This is a genomic window from Labrys miyagiensis, from assembly GCF_030160835.1.
GTDB classification, from domain to species: domain Bacteria; phylum Pseudomonadota; class Alphaproteobacteria; order Rhizobiales; family Labraceae; genus Labrys; species Labrys miyagiensis.
On record NZ_BSPC01000054.1, the window covers coordinates 258,829 to 273,633 of the forward strand.

The following is a 14,805-nucleotide window of genomic DNA, read 5'->3' on the forward strand; positions in this document are numbered from 1 at the left end:
AAAACGAGGAGAACGGAGTCAAATCACGGCCAGGCGGTATCACGATGTGGCGATGGGATGTGAGGGAGGTCGACGCTTGCCGGTGTGCTGATATGTCGATATTCACTCAAAAAATCGACATATCCTCCGCCCTACCCTCCGATCTCCTCCTTGCGCTTCGCGATATACGCATCCATCGCCTCCTTCACCGCCTGGTCGAGCGGCGGCGGCACATAGGCATCCCGGGTCTTCTTCCACACGTCCAGCGCGCGGTCTGTCGCCGTGCGCTCACCCGCGTCGCGCCAGTTTTCGTAATTCGACCAGTCGGAGAGCACTGGGCGGTAGAAGGCATTCTCATAGCGGGCCAGCGTGTGGGGCGAACCGAAGAAATGGCCGCCAGGAGCGACGCCCCGGATCGCGTCGAGGGCGATCTCGTCGTCCCCGAACTCCACGGGTTTGAGGATCTCGGCCCAGCCGCGCAGCAGCTCGGCGTCGATGACGATCTTTTCGAGGCTCGCCGACAGGCCCCCCTCCAACCAGCCGGCGGCGTGGTTGATCAGGTGGCTGTGGCTCATGATGGCCGCCCAGAGCGAGAAGCTGGTCTCCCAGGTCGCCTGCGCGTCCGGGGCCGGGCTGGCGTTGACGGCGCTGGTGCGCACGGGCAGGCCAAGACGCCGGCCGAGCTGCGCGGTGGCAAGGCAGGCATTGACATATTCGGGCGTGCCGAAGGCGGGCGAACCCGTCTTCATGTCGACATTGGAGGTGAAGCCGCCCATCACGCAGGGCGCGCCGGGCCGCAGCATCTGGCAGAGCGCGATGATGCTCAGGGCTTCGGCCGTCTGCTGCACCAGCGCGCCGGCCAGCGTCACCGGGGCCATGGCGCCCATCAGGGTGAACGGGGTGATCACCACGCATTGGCCGTGCTCGGCCATGATCATGATGGAGTCCATGATCTCTTCGTCGACCACGCGCGGCGAGTTGACATTGGTAACCGTCATCAGCGTTGGCCGCTCGGCCAGCGCCTCGATCGTGGTGCCATGCTCGATGGCCGAGAGCGCCAGCGCGTCGCGCGCCTGCACGCCACCGACGCCGCGCGCCGCCCAGACGAGGTCCGAGAGTTCGATATGGGCGCGATACATTTCCAGGTGGCGGACGGGCACGGCGATGTCGACCGGTTCCACCACCACGCCGCCCTGCCAGTGCAGCAGGCCCAGGCCGTTGGTGATCTTCAGCACATCGCGGAAGGCTTCGAGGTCGCCATAGCGCCGGCCGCGTTCGAGGTCGCGAATATTGGGCGCGCCATTGACCGGACCGAAATTGACGACATTGCCCCCGATATGGAGATCGCGCTCAGGATTGCGCGCATGCAGCACGAAGCTCGAGGGCGCCGTCTTCAGGCTGGCCTCGACGATGTCGCGACCAAGGCGCACCATCTGCGTCTCGTCGTCAACCAGAGCCCCATGCGCCCGATAGAGGTCGCGCGCCCGGCGGCTGATGATCTTCATGCCATCCGTCTCGAGCAGCGTGAAAGCGGCGTCGACGATGCGCTCCACCTGCTCGGACGAGAGGATGTCGACGGGCGCGAAGCGGTTGCTCAACCGCGGCATCGGCGGCGTCGAGGCGCCCGTGTTGCGGGTGCCGCGCTCACGACGCCCTCCCCGCCCGGTATGTTCGGCTCCTGCGTTTTCCCGGCTCATCCGCGCAACCTTCCGCCGTTCGGGTCGTGCAGCGGCGCCTTGCGCAAGATAGCAGGGCGGTCCTCCCCGAAGATGTCGATGGCGAATTCGCCGCCGTCCTCGTAATGCTCGGCCTTCACATAGCCGATGGCGAGGGACTTGCTGACATAATGGCCGTAGCCGCCGGAGGTGACGTGACCCACCACCTCGCCACGCTTGAGGATCGGCTCATAGCCGATCACCTCGGTGTCGGTGTCGACCTCCAGTACGGCGAAGCGCTTCTTCGGCCCCTTCTCGCGCTCGGCCAAAACGGCGTCGCGGCCGGTGAAGCCTTCCTTCTTGAAGTCGACGAAGAGGTCGAGCCCGGTCTCGGCCGGCGTGTAATCGGGCCGGAAATCCTTGTTGAAAGAGCCATAGGCCTTTTCGAGGCGGAGCGAAGAGAGCGCGCGGCCGCCGAAATGCTTGAGGCCGAGATCCCTACCCGCCTCGAAGATCTCGTCATAGAGCGTTGCCTGGAAGTCCGGCGTCGTCCACATCTCGTAGCCGAGCTCGCCCGTGAAGCCGGCGCGCGAGAAGATCACTGGCGATAGGCCGACGGCCGTCTCCTTCACCGCGAAGAGCTTGAAGGCGTCAGGCGAGAGATCCTCGCGCACCAGGCGCTGCATCAGCGTGCGGGCATTGGGGCCGGCCACCGAGAAGCCGGTGAGCGTCGAAGCGGCCGAGCGCACATGCACGTCGGCGGGCGGATTCTGCAGCCAGAACCAGCGCATGTGGAAGGCCTCGGCGAACCCCGAACCGATCAGCAGGTAGCGGTCCCGATCGAGGCAGGCAACGGAGAGATCGCCGACGATGCGGCCTTCCTTGTTCAGCATCGGCGCGATCGCCATGCGGCCGGGCTTGGGCAGCTTGCAGGCCAGCAGCTTGTCGAGCCAGGCACGGGCGCCCTTGCCCTCGATCTCGTATTTGCCGTAATTCGAGGTCTCGTAGATGCCCACGGCCTCGCGCACCGCCAGGCATTCGGCCTTCACATGAGGGAAAGCGTTGGAGCGGCGATAGGTCGGGTTTTCGGTGAGCTCGACGCCCTCGGGCGCGAACCAAAGCGCGTGCTCCAGGCCGAAATTGGCGCCGAAGACAGCGCCGGCCTTTTCCAGGCGGCCATAGATCGGCGTGCGGCGCAGCGGACGGGCATCCGGCAGCTCCTCATTCGGAAAGGCGAGGCGGAAGCGGCGGCGATAGTTCTCGATCACCTTGGCCTTGGTGTAGCGCGGCGTGGCGAAGATGCCGAAGCGGGCGACGTCCATCGCCATGATATCGGCGCCCGGGTCCCCCTCCGCCATCCAACGCGACAGCGTGAGGCCGATGCCGCCGCCCTGGCTGAAGCCGGCCATCACGGCGCAGGCCACCCAGAAATTCGGCAGGCCCTTCACCGGACCGACCAGCGGATTGCCATCGGGGGCGAAGGTGAAAGGGCCGTTGATCGACTTCTTGATGCCGGCGCGGCCGACGGCGGGGAAATGCTCGAAGCCGACTTCCAGCTCCGGCGCGATGCGGTCGAAATTGTCGGGCAGCAGCTGGGTGTGGAAATCGTCGGGCGTATGGTCGACCGACCAGGGCGTGCAATTATGCTCATAGGTGCCGAGCAGCGCGCCCTTGCCTTCCTGGCGCACATAGATCTCGCCCGAGAAGTCGGTGGTGTTGATGATCTCGCGCTCCAGCCCTTCCAGCTCAGGAATGGCATCGGTGACGATGTAATGGTGCTCCATGGCCAGCACCGGCAGCTCGATGCCGACCATGCGGCCGACCTCGCGCGCCCATAGCCCGCCGGCATTCACCACATGCTCGGCGTGGATGGAGCCCTTGTCGGTGGAAACGTCCCAGGAGCCGTCGGGGCGCTGCGAGAGGCCGGTAACCTTGGTGTACTGGTAGACCTCGGCCCCGAGCTTGCGCGCGGCGGCGGCATAGGCATGGGTGGTACCCCAGGGATCGACATGGCCGCCATCCGAGCGCCAGAGCGCGCCGGTGAAATATTTCTCCTCGATCAGCACATTGCGGCGCTTGGCCTCGGCCACCGGGATGATCTCGGTCTCCATGCTCAGATAGCGCGCGCGGCTGGCGACGAGGCGCAGATAATCCATCTCGCCCTCGTTTGCCGCCAGCATAAGCCCGCCATTGTGGTGGATGCCGCAGGACTGGCCGGTGAGCTCCTCCAGCTCGCGATAGAGGTCGATGGTATATTTCTGCAGCTTGGAGACGTTGGCGTCGCCGTTGAAGGTATGCATGCCCCCGGCCGCATGCCAGGTGGAGCCGGAGGTGAGCTGGTTCTTGTCGAGAAGCACCACGTCGCTCCAGCCGATCTTGGCAAGATGGTAGAGAATGGAGCATCCCACGACACCCCCGCCAATCACGACGGCACGAACCTCGGTCTTCATTATCAGGAACCCTTCTCAAGCAATCAGCCCTGATACACGATGATTCACCGCTTCGCGACGATGATGCGCGCAACGGTTTGTTGACCAAACAAACGGGGAGAGGGATCAACGAGAAGGAATTTGGGCACAAAAGGGGATTTTGGAAAACAGAATGGGGAAAGGTAAACGAATGATTCCAAACGGCCATGTTTGCCAAAGCTGCCCTGCCCCCGGGTGCTGTGCTCATCTCAGCGCGGAGCCTCACCGCGAGGCCACGCTTTCACAGCCAGGATCGTTAAAAAATAAGTGCTTCAAGCGTGACGCTTGCGCGCCGCTCCTGCTCTCTGAACACCGGCTTGCCGAGTCACTGATTTCTTGACGATCCCCAAGCGCCCGACTCTCTCGCCTCCGCCGCCCTCTCACCACAATGCGCAAACGCTCTCGTTCCCACGCCCTTTCCGGCTGGGTTGATGAGGAGACCGGGCGATGGCGGCTGCGAGGCAGCCGTGAAGGCAAGATCATGGAAGATGCAGGCCGCACTGTCGGTGCAGGCCGCCATCGCCCCGTTCCGGCTGCCCGGCCCGCTGACAAGGCGCGCAAGGCCACCTGTTTTTTTCCGCCTTATGAAGGCGGAGGCGAGCCGGGAGCGGATGGCACGGACCATCCGAACCTGACCAGCCGGCTCGGCGAAGGGGCTCAGCGCTGCAGTCCTGGCCGGACAGTGGCATAGGCCGTCTTCACCGCATCGGCGGGAGATGGGACGAAGGCGTTGCCGGGCTCAAGCCCGTCACGCTCCGTCCAGGGATCGCGTGGCACTTCCATGGGGTGCCGATCCCGTCTGTCCCGCTCGTCACCCCTGGAGGCCGGCTTCGAAGGAAGCAGGACCGCCGCGCACCTATCACCTGGATAGGCATCGGGTGGATGGAAGCGTTCGGAGCCGAGTTGATCATACGCCGGCTGCTGACGCTTCGTTCCGGGAGAGATGAGAACATGGGAACGGACGTAAGTCAATATACGTTCTCTTTATATTCTTGCGTCGTCGGTGGAGGAGGCCGGGCAGGGTGTGACCTCCTCGCCCTCGGCAGCACGGCCCATGCTTCCATCGCCCGGGGCCTGTCGCAGCGTCTCGCCGCGTTCGAGGCGCTGCGCGATGCCGCTCTGTCGGCCGACCGTCTCACGCCCAATGGCGCGCGATGAAGCCGGCTGCGGCATCGAGGGCACGGCGGGCGCTCGGCCGTTCGCTGGTGGAGCGCTGGAAGACGTGGTGGAGCCCCTCATGGATGTCGAGGCGCACCTCGCCGCCCCTCTCGGCCGCCGCCTTGGCATAGCGCAGCGCGTCGTCGAGCAGCAATTCGTCCGTGCCCACCTGGATGGCGAGCGGCGGCAGGCGGGCGGGGATGGCGTAAAGCGGCGAGGCGCGGCCATCCCTGGGATCGGCGCCGTTGAGATAGGCGGCTGCGGCCCCGGTCAGCACCTGAGGCTGGAAGATCGGATCATGGGTCGCCGGGCTGTTGAAGGACGGCCCGGTAAAGGCGAGGTCCAGCCATGGCGAGAACACCACGACAGATGCGACAGGGGGTGAGGTCTCGCTTGTCTCCTGCAGGGCCGCGAGCGCAAGAGCGCCACCGGCGGAGTCGCCTGTCATGGCGATCTGTGCGAAGCCCTGCCCTCCCAGCCAGCGCCGTGCCGCGATGGCGGCGTCGAAAGCCGCCGGGAAGGGCTGCTCGGGCGCCAGGGGATAGTCGGGGACGAAGGTCGCCACATCAGCGCGCACCGCGATCTGGCTGGCGAAGCCGCGATAGGCCGCAGCCGAGCCGAGCATATAGGCCCCGCCATGCAGGAAGAGGATGGCTCGCCCGGCCGGGACCCCGGAAGGACGGATCCACCAGCCCTTGGTGCCGTCCTGGTCTACGGGGGTGAGGCTTACACCCTCGGCAATCGGCGTCTGCGCAATCAGCGCGTCATAGATCTCGCGCAGGGAGCCCGCGAAGCCGGCCATGTGCCGCCCCGTCGCCGCCAGGACATCCTGTTCGATCTGGTGCTCGTCCGCCGGCAGGACGTGCCGGGTCTCCACGAGCCGGGAGATGATGGAATTTTGCATCGATTGAGCCTCCGCATGGCGCTGGAACCGCCCAACGCCTCAGTTCTGGCCCGAATTTATCCATTCCAGATGCTTCCGGAAGACAGGCGTTGGGAATAGGATCCATTCCAGATGGGAAGCTTTGAAGAGGGTGAGCAACCATGGACCGTCTGGATGCGATCCGTCTGTTCCTGCGTGTGGTCGAGCGCGGCAATTTCGCGGCTGCCGCCCGCGAGGCTGGAATCGGCCAGCCAGCGGTCAGCAAACAGATCGCCGCGCTGGAAGCGCATCTCTGCGCGCAACTGCTGCGGCGCACCTCGCGCAGCATGACCCTGAGCGAAGCCGGACAGACCTTCTACGAGGCAGCGCTGCGCCTCGTCGCCGATTACGATGCCGCAGCTTCCCTCATCGGCCGCGGCCAGTTCTCGCCGTCGGGCCTGGTCCGCGTGAGCACCTCGCCTGTGTTCGGGCGGCTCTACATCACGCCCCGGCTGCCGGAGTTTTTCGCACGCTATCCCGATGTCGCCGTTGAACTCTCAGCTTCCGAACGCATGATCAACCTGGTGGAGGAAGGCATCGATGTCGGCATCCGCATCGGCAATTTTGCCGACTCCTCGCTGATTGCCCTGCGGCTCGCCTCCACCCCGATCATCACGGTGGCGGCCCCGGCCTATCTCGAAGCGCGCGGCGTTCCCGCTTCGCCCACGGATCTGGAGCGGCATTCCTGCGTGATCTTCGCGCTTCGCGGCGAGCCGCGCGCCTGGGAGTTCAAGACAGCGGCCGGGCCACTCATCCATCATCCCCAAGGGAATTTCCGCACCGGCGATGCCGAGCAGGTGCGCGCCGCCGTACTCGCCGGCCTCGGCCTTGCCCAAGTGCCGGCCTGGCTGTTTGCCCCCGAAATCGCGTCCGGCGCAGTGCGCGTGGTGCTGCGCGACCTCGAACCGGGGAGCTTCGCCATCAGCGCCGTCCACACGGCGGGTCGCAGGCTTCCGACCAGGGCACGGGTGTTCGTCGACTTCCTGGCCAACGCCCTGAGGCGGGAGAAAAACCTCGCCTTCCAATGACAGGCCTTGCGCCAGTCCACCACAAGGAGACTGGTAGACAGCTTAAACCTCCCCATATCTGCCGCAGGACATCGAGCTCGCGAAGGGGCCGCAACTGCAAAGAATCACCCCATGGCAGAACCGGAGCAGGGCATCGCCGCCAGCCAATGGACCGGCAACGGCCCGGACCACGACCACGCCAACAAGGCTGCAGCCAGACGCCAATGGCGGCACGCCGGCGCCGGCGGAGCCGCGGCGGGCGCGATGGGAACGGACCACTGGGTCCTCGGGCTGGTGATCGCCAGCGTTTACCTGGCTCTCTGGCTGCTGTTCCGCGAACCGCGAGAGGCGCGGGACTGAGCGGCCCTCCGCCTCTCTCTCTCCCCGCTCACGGCCCCACCCCGTAGCGCAACAGGACGATACCCGAACCCAGCGGCTTGCTTTCCGCCAGAGCCAACTGCGAGGCATAGCCGTCCGGGAAGAGGCGCTTACCCCTCCCCAGCACGGTGGGATAGACCATCAGGTTGTACGCATCGATCAGGCCATGCGGCATGAGGGCATGCACGAGCGCGGTGCTGCCATAGACGAGAATATCGCCCCCGGGCTGCGCCTTCAGAGTGCGAATATCGTCGACAACGTCGCCCGAGAGGATCGTCGTATTGTGCCATTCAGCCCGCCGAAGCGTGTTGGACGCCACGAATTTGGGCATGCTGTTGAGGCGATCGGCAAAACCGGCTTCATCCTTCACGCTGGGCCACACCGCGGCGAAGGCATCATAGGTGACGCGGCCGAGCAGGACGGCTTCGGCGGCAAGCATCTCCTCATGCTTGAACTTGTCGCCTTCCGGCCCGCGCTCGAACGGGCCGGTCCAGTCCCCCAGCCCGGAATTCTCCATGCCGACGGGATCTTCGATGACACCGTCGAGCGAGATATATTCGGTTACGACGATCTTGCGGGGCATCGGCCGGTTCCTCCATGTCATAGGCTTGCCCCGAGGACGCGCCGGCGCATGGGGATCCGACATGCCCCTCGAAATAAGACGCCATCCGCTCCCTGACGCAAAGCACCACGTGTCTTGCTTCAGACCTCGCGCCCCTCCCCCACCTCATGGCTGCGCAGCCTGCGATCCCTGATGCCGAGCCGCGGCCAGGCGGCGCGCCACTCGCCGATATGCGCCGAGGCGAAGTGGCGATCGAGCATGGCCTGGTCGCGCCAGATCTCCTTCACATGGATGAGCCCGGAATCGAGGACGTCCTGCGCATAGGAATACTCAATGCAGCCCTCCTCGTTGCGGCTGGCTTCCACCATGCGCTTCATCACCGGACGGGCCGCCTCGAGGTTCTCGGGCGACAGGCGGATGGTTCCGACAATCAGAAGCATGAGTGCTCATCGCCTATGACAGCGGCCAGAAGCACGGAAGGCTTCGGCCCCGGCGCCCGCGCTCAAGGAGCGACCAGGCCGAGCGCGTGCGCTATGCGCGTCACATAGCTGGGATTGGCAATGTCACCTGCTTCCACGCCCAAAATCTCGCTTGCCGTGAGGCCACAGGTTTCAGCCAGATCTTCCAGGCTATATCCCTTCTCCGTTCTGATCTGCCTGAAGATCTCTCCCCGAACGTTCGCGGGCAACTCTGACAGATGGGCGTTTTCGTAATCTGACTGCGAATAGGTCATAGGTTATCCCTATATGTTGAGACGTCTGTTTGCACTTCGATGGCAATTTATAGTTGAATCGGTTCAGCGGCCTGATGGCGAAATTTCAGGGGAATTCCCATTATCATTGCGACTGGTTGGCGTATGAGTTGTGACCAACGATCCGATCAAGCGCAAGAGCGCCTGATGTTCGGGTCCATTTGCACCTGACGCGAGAAAATCGCGCAGGGTGATAAACGAGACAGCCGCGCCGGATGGACCGTTCGCCTGATGCACAATCATCGCGGCACCGTCCGCCGGGTCTCTGGCAAGAGACCAGAGGTCGCCGTTGGAGCTTCGATAGAGTTCGCGGCGAAAATCCATTTGACACCCTGGCGGTTAGAGCGGTTTACCTTCAGATCAAATCAGCAAGAATCGCAAAATGCTTTTGACGCCAATGCGTTAACCTGAAAATCCGCTCCTACCTGAACACATTTTGCTCTAGAGAATAGCAACACTCAACGCGGCCGGGATATGGTGGTTCCACGGCTTGCAAACTAGCATGCCTTGGCAGAAAGCGGGTCTTCTTTTTGCAGACACACGCTCCAGCATGATGGCCCGAGATTGTCGTTCCCTCATGACGGAGGCCAATGCCGGCCGCTGATCGCGCTCCATTCATATTGGATGGCAGGAAACTCTTCCCGCTGCGATGTGTTACGGTAAAGCTGGAATGCTCAGCTTCATTCCCTGGCGACTGTCTGCAGGTTCCCGGCACGGGTATGGTATCTCTCTCAGGAGTAGGCGCAATGTCGAGATATATTGTCAGCCACGCCGTCACCGACGACTCTGCGTTTGGCGAAGAGAGCCATCTGGCGGCAACGATCTCCGGCGAGTTCCCGGATGCCGAGTCTCAGCCGGACGGGGTGTGGGTTATTATTTCCGACCTGACGGCGGATGACATCCTGGCAAAGCTCAGCGAGGGTGTCTCGGAAGAAAGCGTGATGATTTGCGCGGTTCCCGCTGAAAGCGGTATTCCGTCGGATTGAACCACCAAGAATCGCAAAATGCTTCTGTTTCCAGCGAATTGATTCAGAATAACGTCTCGACCTGAACGCATCTTACTCTAAATGTCTAGCGTAAGCTGCGGCTCTCAAATGTTTCGCCGTAGCGGGCAACAACAACGATGTCGTCGAACGTGCCGCTATCGTCCATTTCCCTCGCGAAGACGACAGCACCGACGATGGGCGCATCTCCCACTATTCGTCCGACGGAATAGGAAGCCTCTCGAAGAGCCGAATAGCGTGTATTCGCGGGAGACGGCTCCAGGGCAATCAATTCATCGAGAGTATCCCGAACAAAAGGGACTATGGCGTAAAAGGTACCAGCAGACACGACAATCCCCGTCCATTGCGTTTCGATGAGCAATGTTAGGGGGCGCACTGCCGGCTCACCAGTGCCCTTTACGGATACCACAAATAGCGAGATGAGATAGAGCGGCGAAAACGCAAGGTCTCCGCTGGTGGAGTTGCCTTACCCTTTTAATGAATGATTGCTCCAACATCGGTATCTTTCATAGCCGGTTGCGGACCTTAGGGTGTATCCGGCTGGATGGCCGCGCAACCCGGCAGGCATGGATCGGCCTTGTGAGGGCTTGAACGCCTCACGCCCACTGGACCATGTCACCAGGCTGCAGACTCAAATCGTCAAGGGTCGCCTGCGTCGTCGGCTTGTGAATGTAGTGGTAGCTATCCGGCTTGGCGCTGTTTACCGCGCCCGCGACCCCAAGAATGGCTTGCTCGAGGTCGGGCCTGGCAACCACCCAAAGCTGGGCGTCCGACATGTCCGCGCTGATGGCGAAGATCTTCCAGCCCACCGTCGTGGTCATCGGTGCCTCCCCTGTTGGCTAAGCTTTAATTGAGCGGTACGAGTGTGGCACACTCGGCAGCTATACGTCCTGGCCCTTATGGAGCCGCCGCGAATTACCGCACGAGATTACCCTGACAGGCAATTGACTCGAGACTTCCTAACGCGCTTTCGCACTGTCGGAACACTCAGCGTACTGCCACCCAGGCTGTGCAAAAACGTTCAGTTGAGCGTGGCACGATCAATTAAGCTCAACGTCCGCTCCGAGGTCAGATGCCTGCCGTCGCGTCCGACCCGCAGCGGACCTGCCCCGGCGCTATGCCAAGCCAATTACCATTGCCGCGACCGACGCAAGAGAGAGCCCTGCTCGAATGAGATTGGCCCGACGGAGCTTACGGCGCTCCTTTTCAAGCGCTACCGCATCCGTTGCGTCAATTTCGGGTCTCGCTTTGTACGCGGGAAACTTTCTGCCAGTAACGCGCGAATAAATCGGAAGGGTCATCTGCTTTGAAATGGATAAGGTGATAGCCCAGAGGATCAGCCCGACTGAGAACCACCAATTATTGAATCCGTAGAAATACCAGTACGGAAACATGCCCACGAAGGTGATCGTACTCGCCAAGATCGCGACCGGTGACCTTATCGCATGAGCCGTCAAGCTCGCGAGGAACCGCTTGAACTCAGCAGCCTCCATGTCGTCTATGGTATTTTGAACGACGTCCGCAACGAACAAAATAAATCCGGCGGCCAGCGCGGCGGGGCACAGCAGCAACACCTCGGCAAATTTTTGAGTCACGCCTGATCCTCCGGCTTGGATTTCGCCGTTGTCGGCGATGCAGGGCGATACAAACCGATGAAGATTGCAGACACGAGGCAGGGAAGCATGGGTCACCTCCAGGCTTGGCCTTTGTCGTGATAAACTGTATATTCGGTAAATGCCGAATTTGTCAAACAAACACCTCGACGGTCCGGAGCTGCACTTCATCGAGGGCGTGGCGGGTCTGCTGCTGCCTTGGGGCGTGCCACCTGTCGCCGCACGCCTCTACGGCTATCTGCTGCTAAGCGACCAGCCGGCGAGCCTCGACGAGATCACCGCGGGCCTCGGCGTCAGCAAGAGCACGGCGAGCGTGGCCGCCCGGCTGTTGGAACGCTACACGCTCGCCCGCCGGCATCGCGAGAGGGGAACCAAACGGGCGCTCTACGCGGTGGCGGACAACTACGAGGCCATGATCAGGCAGCAGAACCGTCTACTCGACGCGTTGGCCGACCAGATGGACGCAGGCTTTGACGTCGTCGGATCGAATGAGGCCGGCGTGCGGCTGAAGCAGATGGCGGAATTCTATCGAGTGATGTGTAGCGCGATGGACGACGCTCTGAGCCGCTGGAAGCAGATGAAGCGCCCCCCAAATGCCTGAGACAGCGCCTCGGCAGGCGAACGCAAGGTCGCCCCGATACTCGACTCTCGACGCCCTAAGGTGGCTTCGCGCGGCGTCCTTTCGATCCCACGCCGCAAACGCCTTTGAAATGGACAAACTGATCAAGGCGGCCTGATTCCGCCGGCGCGCTCGCGCGTCGAGGCCATGCTTTGCGGGAGTAAGCAGACGGGTTTTGGCACAGCCTGCGCCGTAACCCACGGGCTCGTTCTCTCCCCGATTGCGCGAGCACGCAATCGGGGCCAGCAGAACCAAGGCGCGGAACGCCCGCGCTCTCACACTGCTTCAGTTTGCCTTCGCGTAGAACACATAGGTCGCGGTGTAGGGCACGCCCACCTTCGTATCGGTCCGGACGGGCGGCGTGGCGGGGGCGACGCCGCCATGCGTCGCGATGCGCTGCACATAGCTGACCCTGCTCAGCACACCCGCGGCAGGATCGGCCGTCACCTTGACGAGAAGCCAGGGAATGTCGGCGTTGGCCTGCTTTGCCGGCACCGCAGCCACGGGCGTATCCTTGTCACGCGCGACCTTGCTGCCATCCGCTGCCTCCCAGGAAGGGCCGGCATAATGATGGATGGAGGTCTTGGGCGCCGCCAGTTCCGCAAGGGGGGCTTCGAGAACCCATTTGGGCGCCGCGCCGGCCTCCGCCGTGCTCGTATAGATCTGTACGCCCTTGGCCTCGGCGGTGAAGGCCAGCGTGTAGCCGGCCGGCGGCTGCAAGGCGGCCGGCACCGCCTCCGCCGCTCTCAGGGTCTGCGATCCTCCGACAAGCAGGAGCGCTGCTGCGACAAGGGTGCGGGTCTTGTGTATGGTCATCGATATCTCCAGGCCCATCACGGGCCGATCTATGTCGCGGCCACGATACCGTGGCATGAGCGCCGGAAACGCGGCAGCATCGCAGGGAACAGCAGGGAGTGGATGGTTGCCACCAATCGTCAGTGGCATCACTCCAGAAACGCGATGTCGTCCGGCGTTTCGCCGTAGCGGCCGAGGACGATGGCGCTGTCGAAATCGCCAAGCTGGGGATCGCCCGTGCGGGAAAAGGCGATCGCGCCGACATGATCGCCGGCCGTCGCGGCCGCCTGTGCCCGATATTTGGCGGCGTTTGACGCAGGGGCTTCCGTCGCCTTGGCCGGGATCAGATCGCCATCCTCGCCACGGATGAAGGGCTGCACGACATAATAGGTAACCTGGGGCATGGGGCTGAATCCTGCGGTAGATCTCCCGACGATTCTCAAGGAGGCCGGTCTTGGGCGCCTGAACCGCTTGCGGGCAACTCACCCTGGCATAGCACATCCGGCGTTGCGGATCAGTCCTGGTTGCCACGGCATGAGGAAGACCCGCCAGAGAAGTGCATCGTCAAGCCTGATTTGAACCGGCTCGCTCGCACAACCATGCGACTTTGTCGCATTACTGCGCTCGCATGTCGCCTGCCGTCGTTTTCGTTTGCGCCAAAACGGGCTTCACTGAGTGCGCCGACTGGTCCCTTCTCCTTGATTATTCGGCCAAATCTCAAGCAGCAGGCCTGAAAACAGCAGGCGCGTCATCATCCATCGAACCATCCAGGCTCTGGGCGGGCGGCAAGCTTTGGCTGCGCGTGTCGCGTTCGGCGCTACAGCAAAGGGAACATCATGAAACCTCGCTTTCTGGGACTTGTCGTGGGACTCCTGCTCGGCACGTCCGCTTTGGCGGCTGACGCCAAGGTCATCAACGCCGATGCCTATTTTCCCGAGGGGCCAATCTGGCACAACGGCAAGCTGTTCTATGTCGAGTATGGCCGCAACACCGTCATGACCTGGGACGGTAGCAAGAATGAGGTGTTCTGGCGCCAGGACGGCTGCGGCCCCTCGGCAGTCGTGCCGACCTCGACAGGCGAATTCCTGGTGACCTGCTACGACTCGAACACGATCGGCCACGTTTCCGCCGACGGCAAGACGTTGCCGCCTTACGACAAGGACACCGACGGCAATCCCTTCATCGGCCCCAACGATTTCGCCCCCGACAGGAAGGGCGGCGTGTATTTCACCGGTTCCGGCCATGAGGGCCCGGCGATCGACGCCTCGGCCTATTACCTCACCAGGGATGGCAAGGCCGTCAAGGTTGCCGGCAATCTTCACAATGCCAACGGCCTGGCGGTCTCCAACGACGGCAAGATCCTTTATCTGATCGAGACCGAAGACAACCGCCTGATCGAATTCGACATCCAGGACGATGGTTCGCTGGCCAATCGCCGCGTCTTCCTGCGCCTCGACGATCTCTTCCCCAACGCGCCGCATATCTGGCCGGATGGCGTGAAGATCGACGCCAAGGGCGAACTCTATATCGGGCAGAGCCCGCGCTCCCTCGACGCTCCCGGCAAGATCATCGTGGTGGATGGCGACGCCAAGCTTCTGCGCACGATCGCCGTGCCATCGGTCTCCATGCCCAATCTCGCCTTCGGGCCTGACGAGAAAGTCATCTACGTGATGGCGCTCGACCAGATCGACAAGGCGCCCTGGCATGGCAAGGTCTACGAGGTCCCCAACCAATGAGCTGCATGGGGGGCGGCAATCGGCGCGTATCCAAACGGCGACACCCAACAAAAAACCCGGCTCGACGGGAGCCGGGGTGGGTAAAAATTCATTTCCCCAGATAGACGGTCTGGCGAGGCCGTCATGGGCACTATGAAGAGGGTGGCGTTACCCGAGTG

Annotated in this window: 19 protein-coding genes; 6 read left to right on the plus strand and 13 right to left on the minus strand. The window is 62.9% G+C overall.

Features of this window, described 5'->3' with window-relative positions; all coding sequences use genetic code 11:
• Positions 1 to 131: 131 nt before the first annotated feature.
• From QQL24_RS24590 to QQL24_RS24600, 3 genes are all read right to left on the minus strand, one after another.
• Positions 132 to 1,676 (minus strand): trimethylamine methyltransferase family protein, encoded by a 1,545-nt coding sequence (locus QQL24_RS24590; protein WP_284314930.1) that lies wholly within the window; start codon positions 1,674 to 1,676, stop codon positions 132 to 134.
• Positions 1,673 to 4,084: a GcvT family protein gene (locus tag QQL24_RS24595; protein WP_284314931.1), complete on the minus strand. Its 2,412-nt coding sequence runs from the start codon at positions 4,082 to 4,084 to the stop codon at positions 1,673 to 1,675. Before QQL24_RS24595 ends, QQL24_RS24590 begins: the two co-directional genes overlap by 4 nt.
• Positions 4,085 to 4,759: 675 nt before the next feature.
• Positions 4,760 to 4,885 (minus strand): hypothetical protein, encoded by a 126-nt coding sequence (locus QQL24_RS24600; protein ID WP_284314932.1) that lies wholly within the window; start codon positions 4,883 to 4,885, stop codon positions 4,760 to 4,762.
• Between the two features lie 168 nt (positions 4,886 to 5,053).
• Between QQL24_RS24600 and QQL24_RS24605 the strand changes: the two genes are divergently transcribed.
• Positions 5,054 to 5,260, plus strand: a complete 207-nt coding sequence (locus tag QQL24_RS24605; RefSeq protein ID WP_284314933.1) for a hypothetical protein — start codon at positions 5,054 to 5,056, stop codon at positions 5,258 to 5,260.
• On the opposite strand, the gene QQL24_RS24610 is transcribed toward QQL24_RS24605, so the two are convergent.
• Positions 5,238 to 6,164, minus strand: a complete 927-nt coding sequence (locus QQL24_RS24610; RefSeq protein ID WP_284314934.1) for an alpha/beta hydrolase fold domain-containing protein — start codon at positions 6,162 to 6,164, stop codon at positions 5,238 to 5,240. The genes QQL24_RS24605 and QQL24_RS24610 overlap by 23 nt on opposite strands.
• A gap of 140 nt (positions 6,165 to 6,304) precedes the next feature.
• On the opposite strand from QQL24_RS24610, the gene QQL24_RS24615 reads away from it, so the two are divergent.
• Complete coding sequence (locus QQL24_RS24615) at positions 6,305 to 7,210, plus strand: LysR family transcriptional regulator (RefSeq protein ID WP_284314935.1); 906 nt, start codon at positions 6,305 to 6,307, stop codon at positions 7,208 to 7,210.
• Between the two features lie 111 nt (positions 7,211 to 7,321).
• A complete protein-coding gene (locus tag QQL24_RS24620; RefSeq protein WP_284314936.1) occupies positions 7,322 to 7,549 on the plus strand; it encodes a hypothetical protein in 228 nt (75 codons plus the stop codon).
• Between the two features lie 28 nt (positions 7,550 to 7,577).
• On the opposite strand, the gene QQL24_RS24625 is transcribed toward QQL24_RS24620, so the two are convergent.
• The 4 genes from QQL24_RS24625 to QQL24_RS24640 all read right to left on the minus strand — a co-directional run bounded on the left by QQL24_RS24625 (position 7,578) and on the right by QQL24_RS24640 (position 9,204).
• Complete coding sequence (locus tag QQL24_RS24625; RefSeq protein ID WP_284314937.1) at positions 7,578 to 8,150, minus strand: dihydrofolate reductase family protein; 573 nt, start codon at positions 8,148 to 8,150, stop codon at positions 7,578 to 7,580.
• A gap of 119 nt (positions 8,151 to 8,269) precedes the next feature.
• A complete protein-coding gene (locus QQL24_RS24630; RefSeq protein ID WP_284314938.1) occupies positions 8,270 to 8,569 on the minus strand; it encodes a putative quinol monooxygenase in 300 nt (99 codons plus the stop codon).
• Positions 8,570 to 8,631: 62 nt separating this feature from the next.
• Positions 8,632 to 8,862, minus strand: coding sequence for a helix-turn-helix domain-containing protein (locus QQL24_RS24635; protein ID WP_284314939.1), 231 nt, complete (start codon positions 8,860 to 8,862; stop codon positions 8,632 to 8,634).
• A gap of 63 nt (positions 8,863 to 8,925) precedes the next feature.
• Positions 8,926 to 9,204, minus strand: a complete 279-nt coding sequence (locus tag QQL24_RS24640) for a hypothetical protein (protein WP_284314940.1) — start codon at positions 9,202 to 9,204, stop codon at positions 8,926 to 8,928.
• 422 nt (positions 9,205 to 9,626) lie between these two features.
• Between QQL24_RS24640 and QQL24_RS24645 the strand changes: the two genes are divergently transcribed.
• Positions 9,627 to 9,866, plus strand: coding sequence for a hypothetical protein (locus QQL24_RS24645; protein WP_284314941.1), 240 nt, complete (start codon positions 9,627 to 9,629; stop codon positions 9,864 to 9,866).
• 85 nt (positions 9,867 to 9,951) lie between these two features.
• Here QQL24_RS24645 and QQL24_RS24650 read toward each other — a convergent pair whose 3' ends face one another.
• The 3 genes from QQL24_RS24650 to QQL24_RS24660 all read right to left on the minus strand — a co-directional run bounded on the left by QQL24_RS24650 (position 9,952) and on the right by QQL24_RS24660 (position 11,575).
• Complete coding sequence (locus QQL24_RS24650) at positions 9,952 to 10,212, minus strand: hypothetical protein (RefSeq protein ID WP_284314942.1); 261 nt, start codon at positions 10,210 to 10,212, stop codon at positions 9,952 to 9,954.
• A gap of 268 nt (positions 10,213 to 10,480) precedes the next feature.
• Positions 10,481 to 10,705: a hypothetical protein gene (locus tag QQL24_RS24655; RefSeq protein WP_284314943.1), complete on the minus strand. Its 225-nt coding sequence runs from the start codon at positions 10,703 to 10,705 to the stop codon at positions 10,481 to 10,483.
• 294 nt (positions 10,706 to 10,999) lie between these two features.
• Positions 11,000 to 11,575 (minus strand): hypothetical protein, encoded by a 576-nt coding sequence (locus QQL24_RS24660; protein WP_284314944.1) that lies wholly within the window; start codon positions 11,573 to 11,575, stop codon positions 11,000 to 11,002.
• 43 nt (positions 11,576 to 11,618) lie between these two features.
• Here QQL24_RS24660 and QQL24_RS24665 point away from each other — a divergent pair, with 43 nt between their 5' ends.
• On the plus strand, positions 11,619 to 12,098 hold the full coding sequence (locus QQL24_RS24665; RefSeq protein ID WP_431310751.1) for a GbsR/MarR family transcriptional regulator: 480 nt from the start codon (positions 11,619 to 11,621) through the stop codon (positions 12,096 to 12,098).
• Between the two features lie 303 nt (positions 12,099 to 12,401).
• On the opposite strand, the gene QQL24_RS24670 is transcribed toward QQL24_RS24665, so the two are convergent.
• Positions 12,402 to 12,932 carry a DUF3455 domain-containing protein gene (locus QQL24_RS24670; RefSeq protein ID WP_284314946.1) on the minus strand — a complete coding sequence of 177 codons (531 nt, stop codon included), beginning with the start codon at positions 12,930 to 12,932 and terminating at the stop codon, positions 12,402 to 12,404.
• Positions 12,933 to 13,060: 128 nt separating this feature from the next.
• Positions 13,061 to 13,315 (minus strand): hypothetical protein, encoded by a 255-nt coding sequence (locus QQL24_RS24675; protein WP_284314947.1) that lies wholly within the window; start codon positions 13,313 to 13,315, stop codon positions 13,061 to 13,063.
• A gap of 432 nt (positions 13,316 to 13,747) precedes the next feature.
• Here QQL24_RS24675 and QQL24_RS24680 point away from each other — a divergent pair, with 432 nt between their 5' ends.
• On the plus strand, positions 13,748 to 14,647 hold the full coding sequence (locus QQL24_RS24680; RefSeq protein WP_284314948.1) for an SMP-30/gluconolactonase/LRE family protein: 900 nt from the start codon (positions 13,748 to 13,750) through the stop codon (positions 14,645 to 14,647).
• The last annotated feature ends 158 nt before the right edge of the window (positions 14,648 to 14,805 follow it).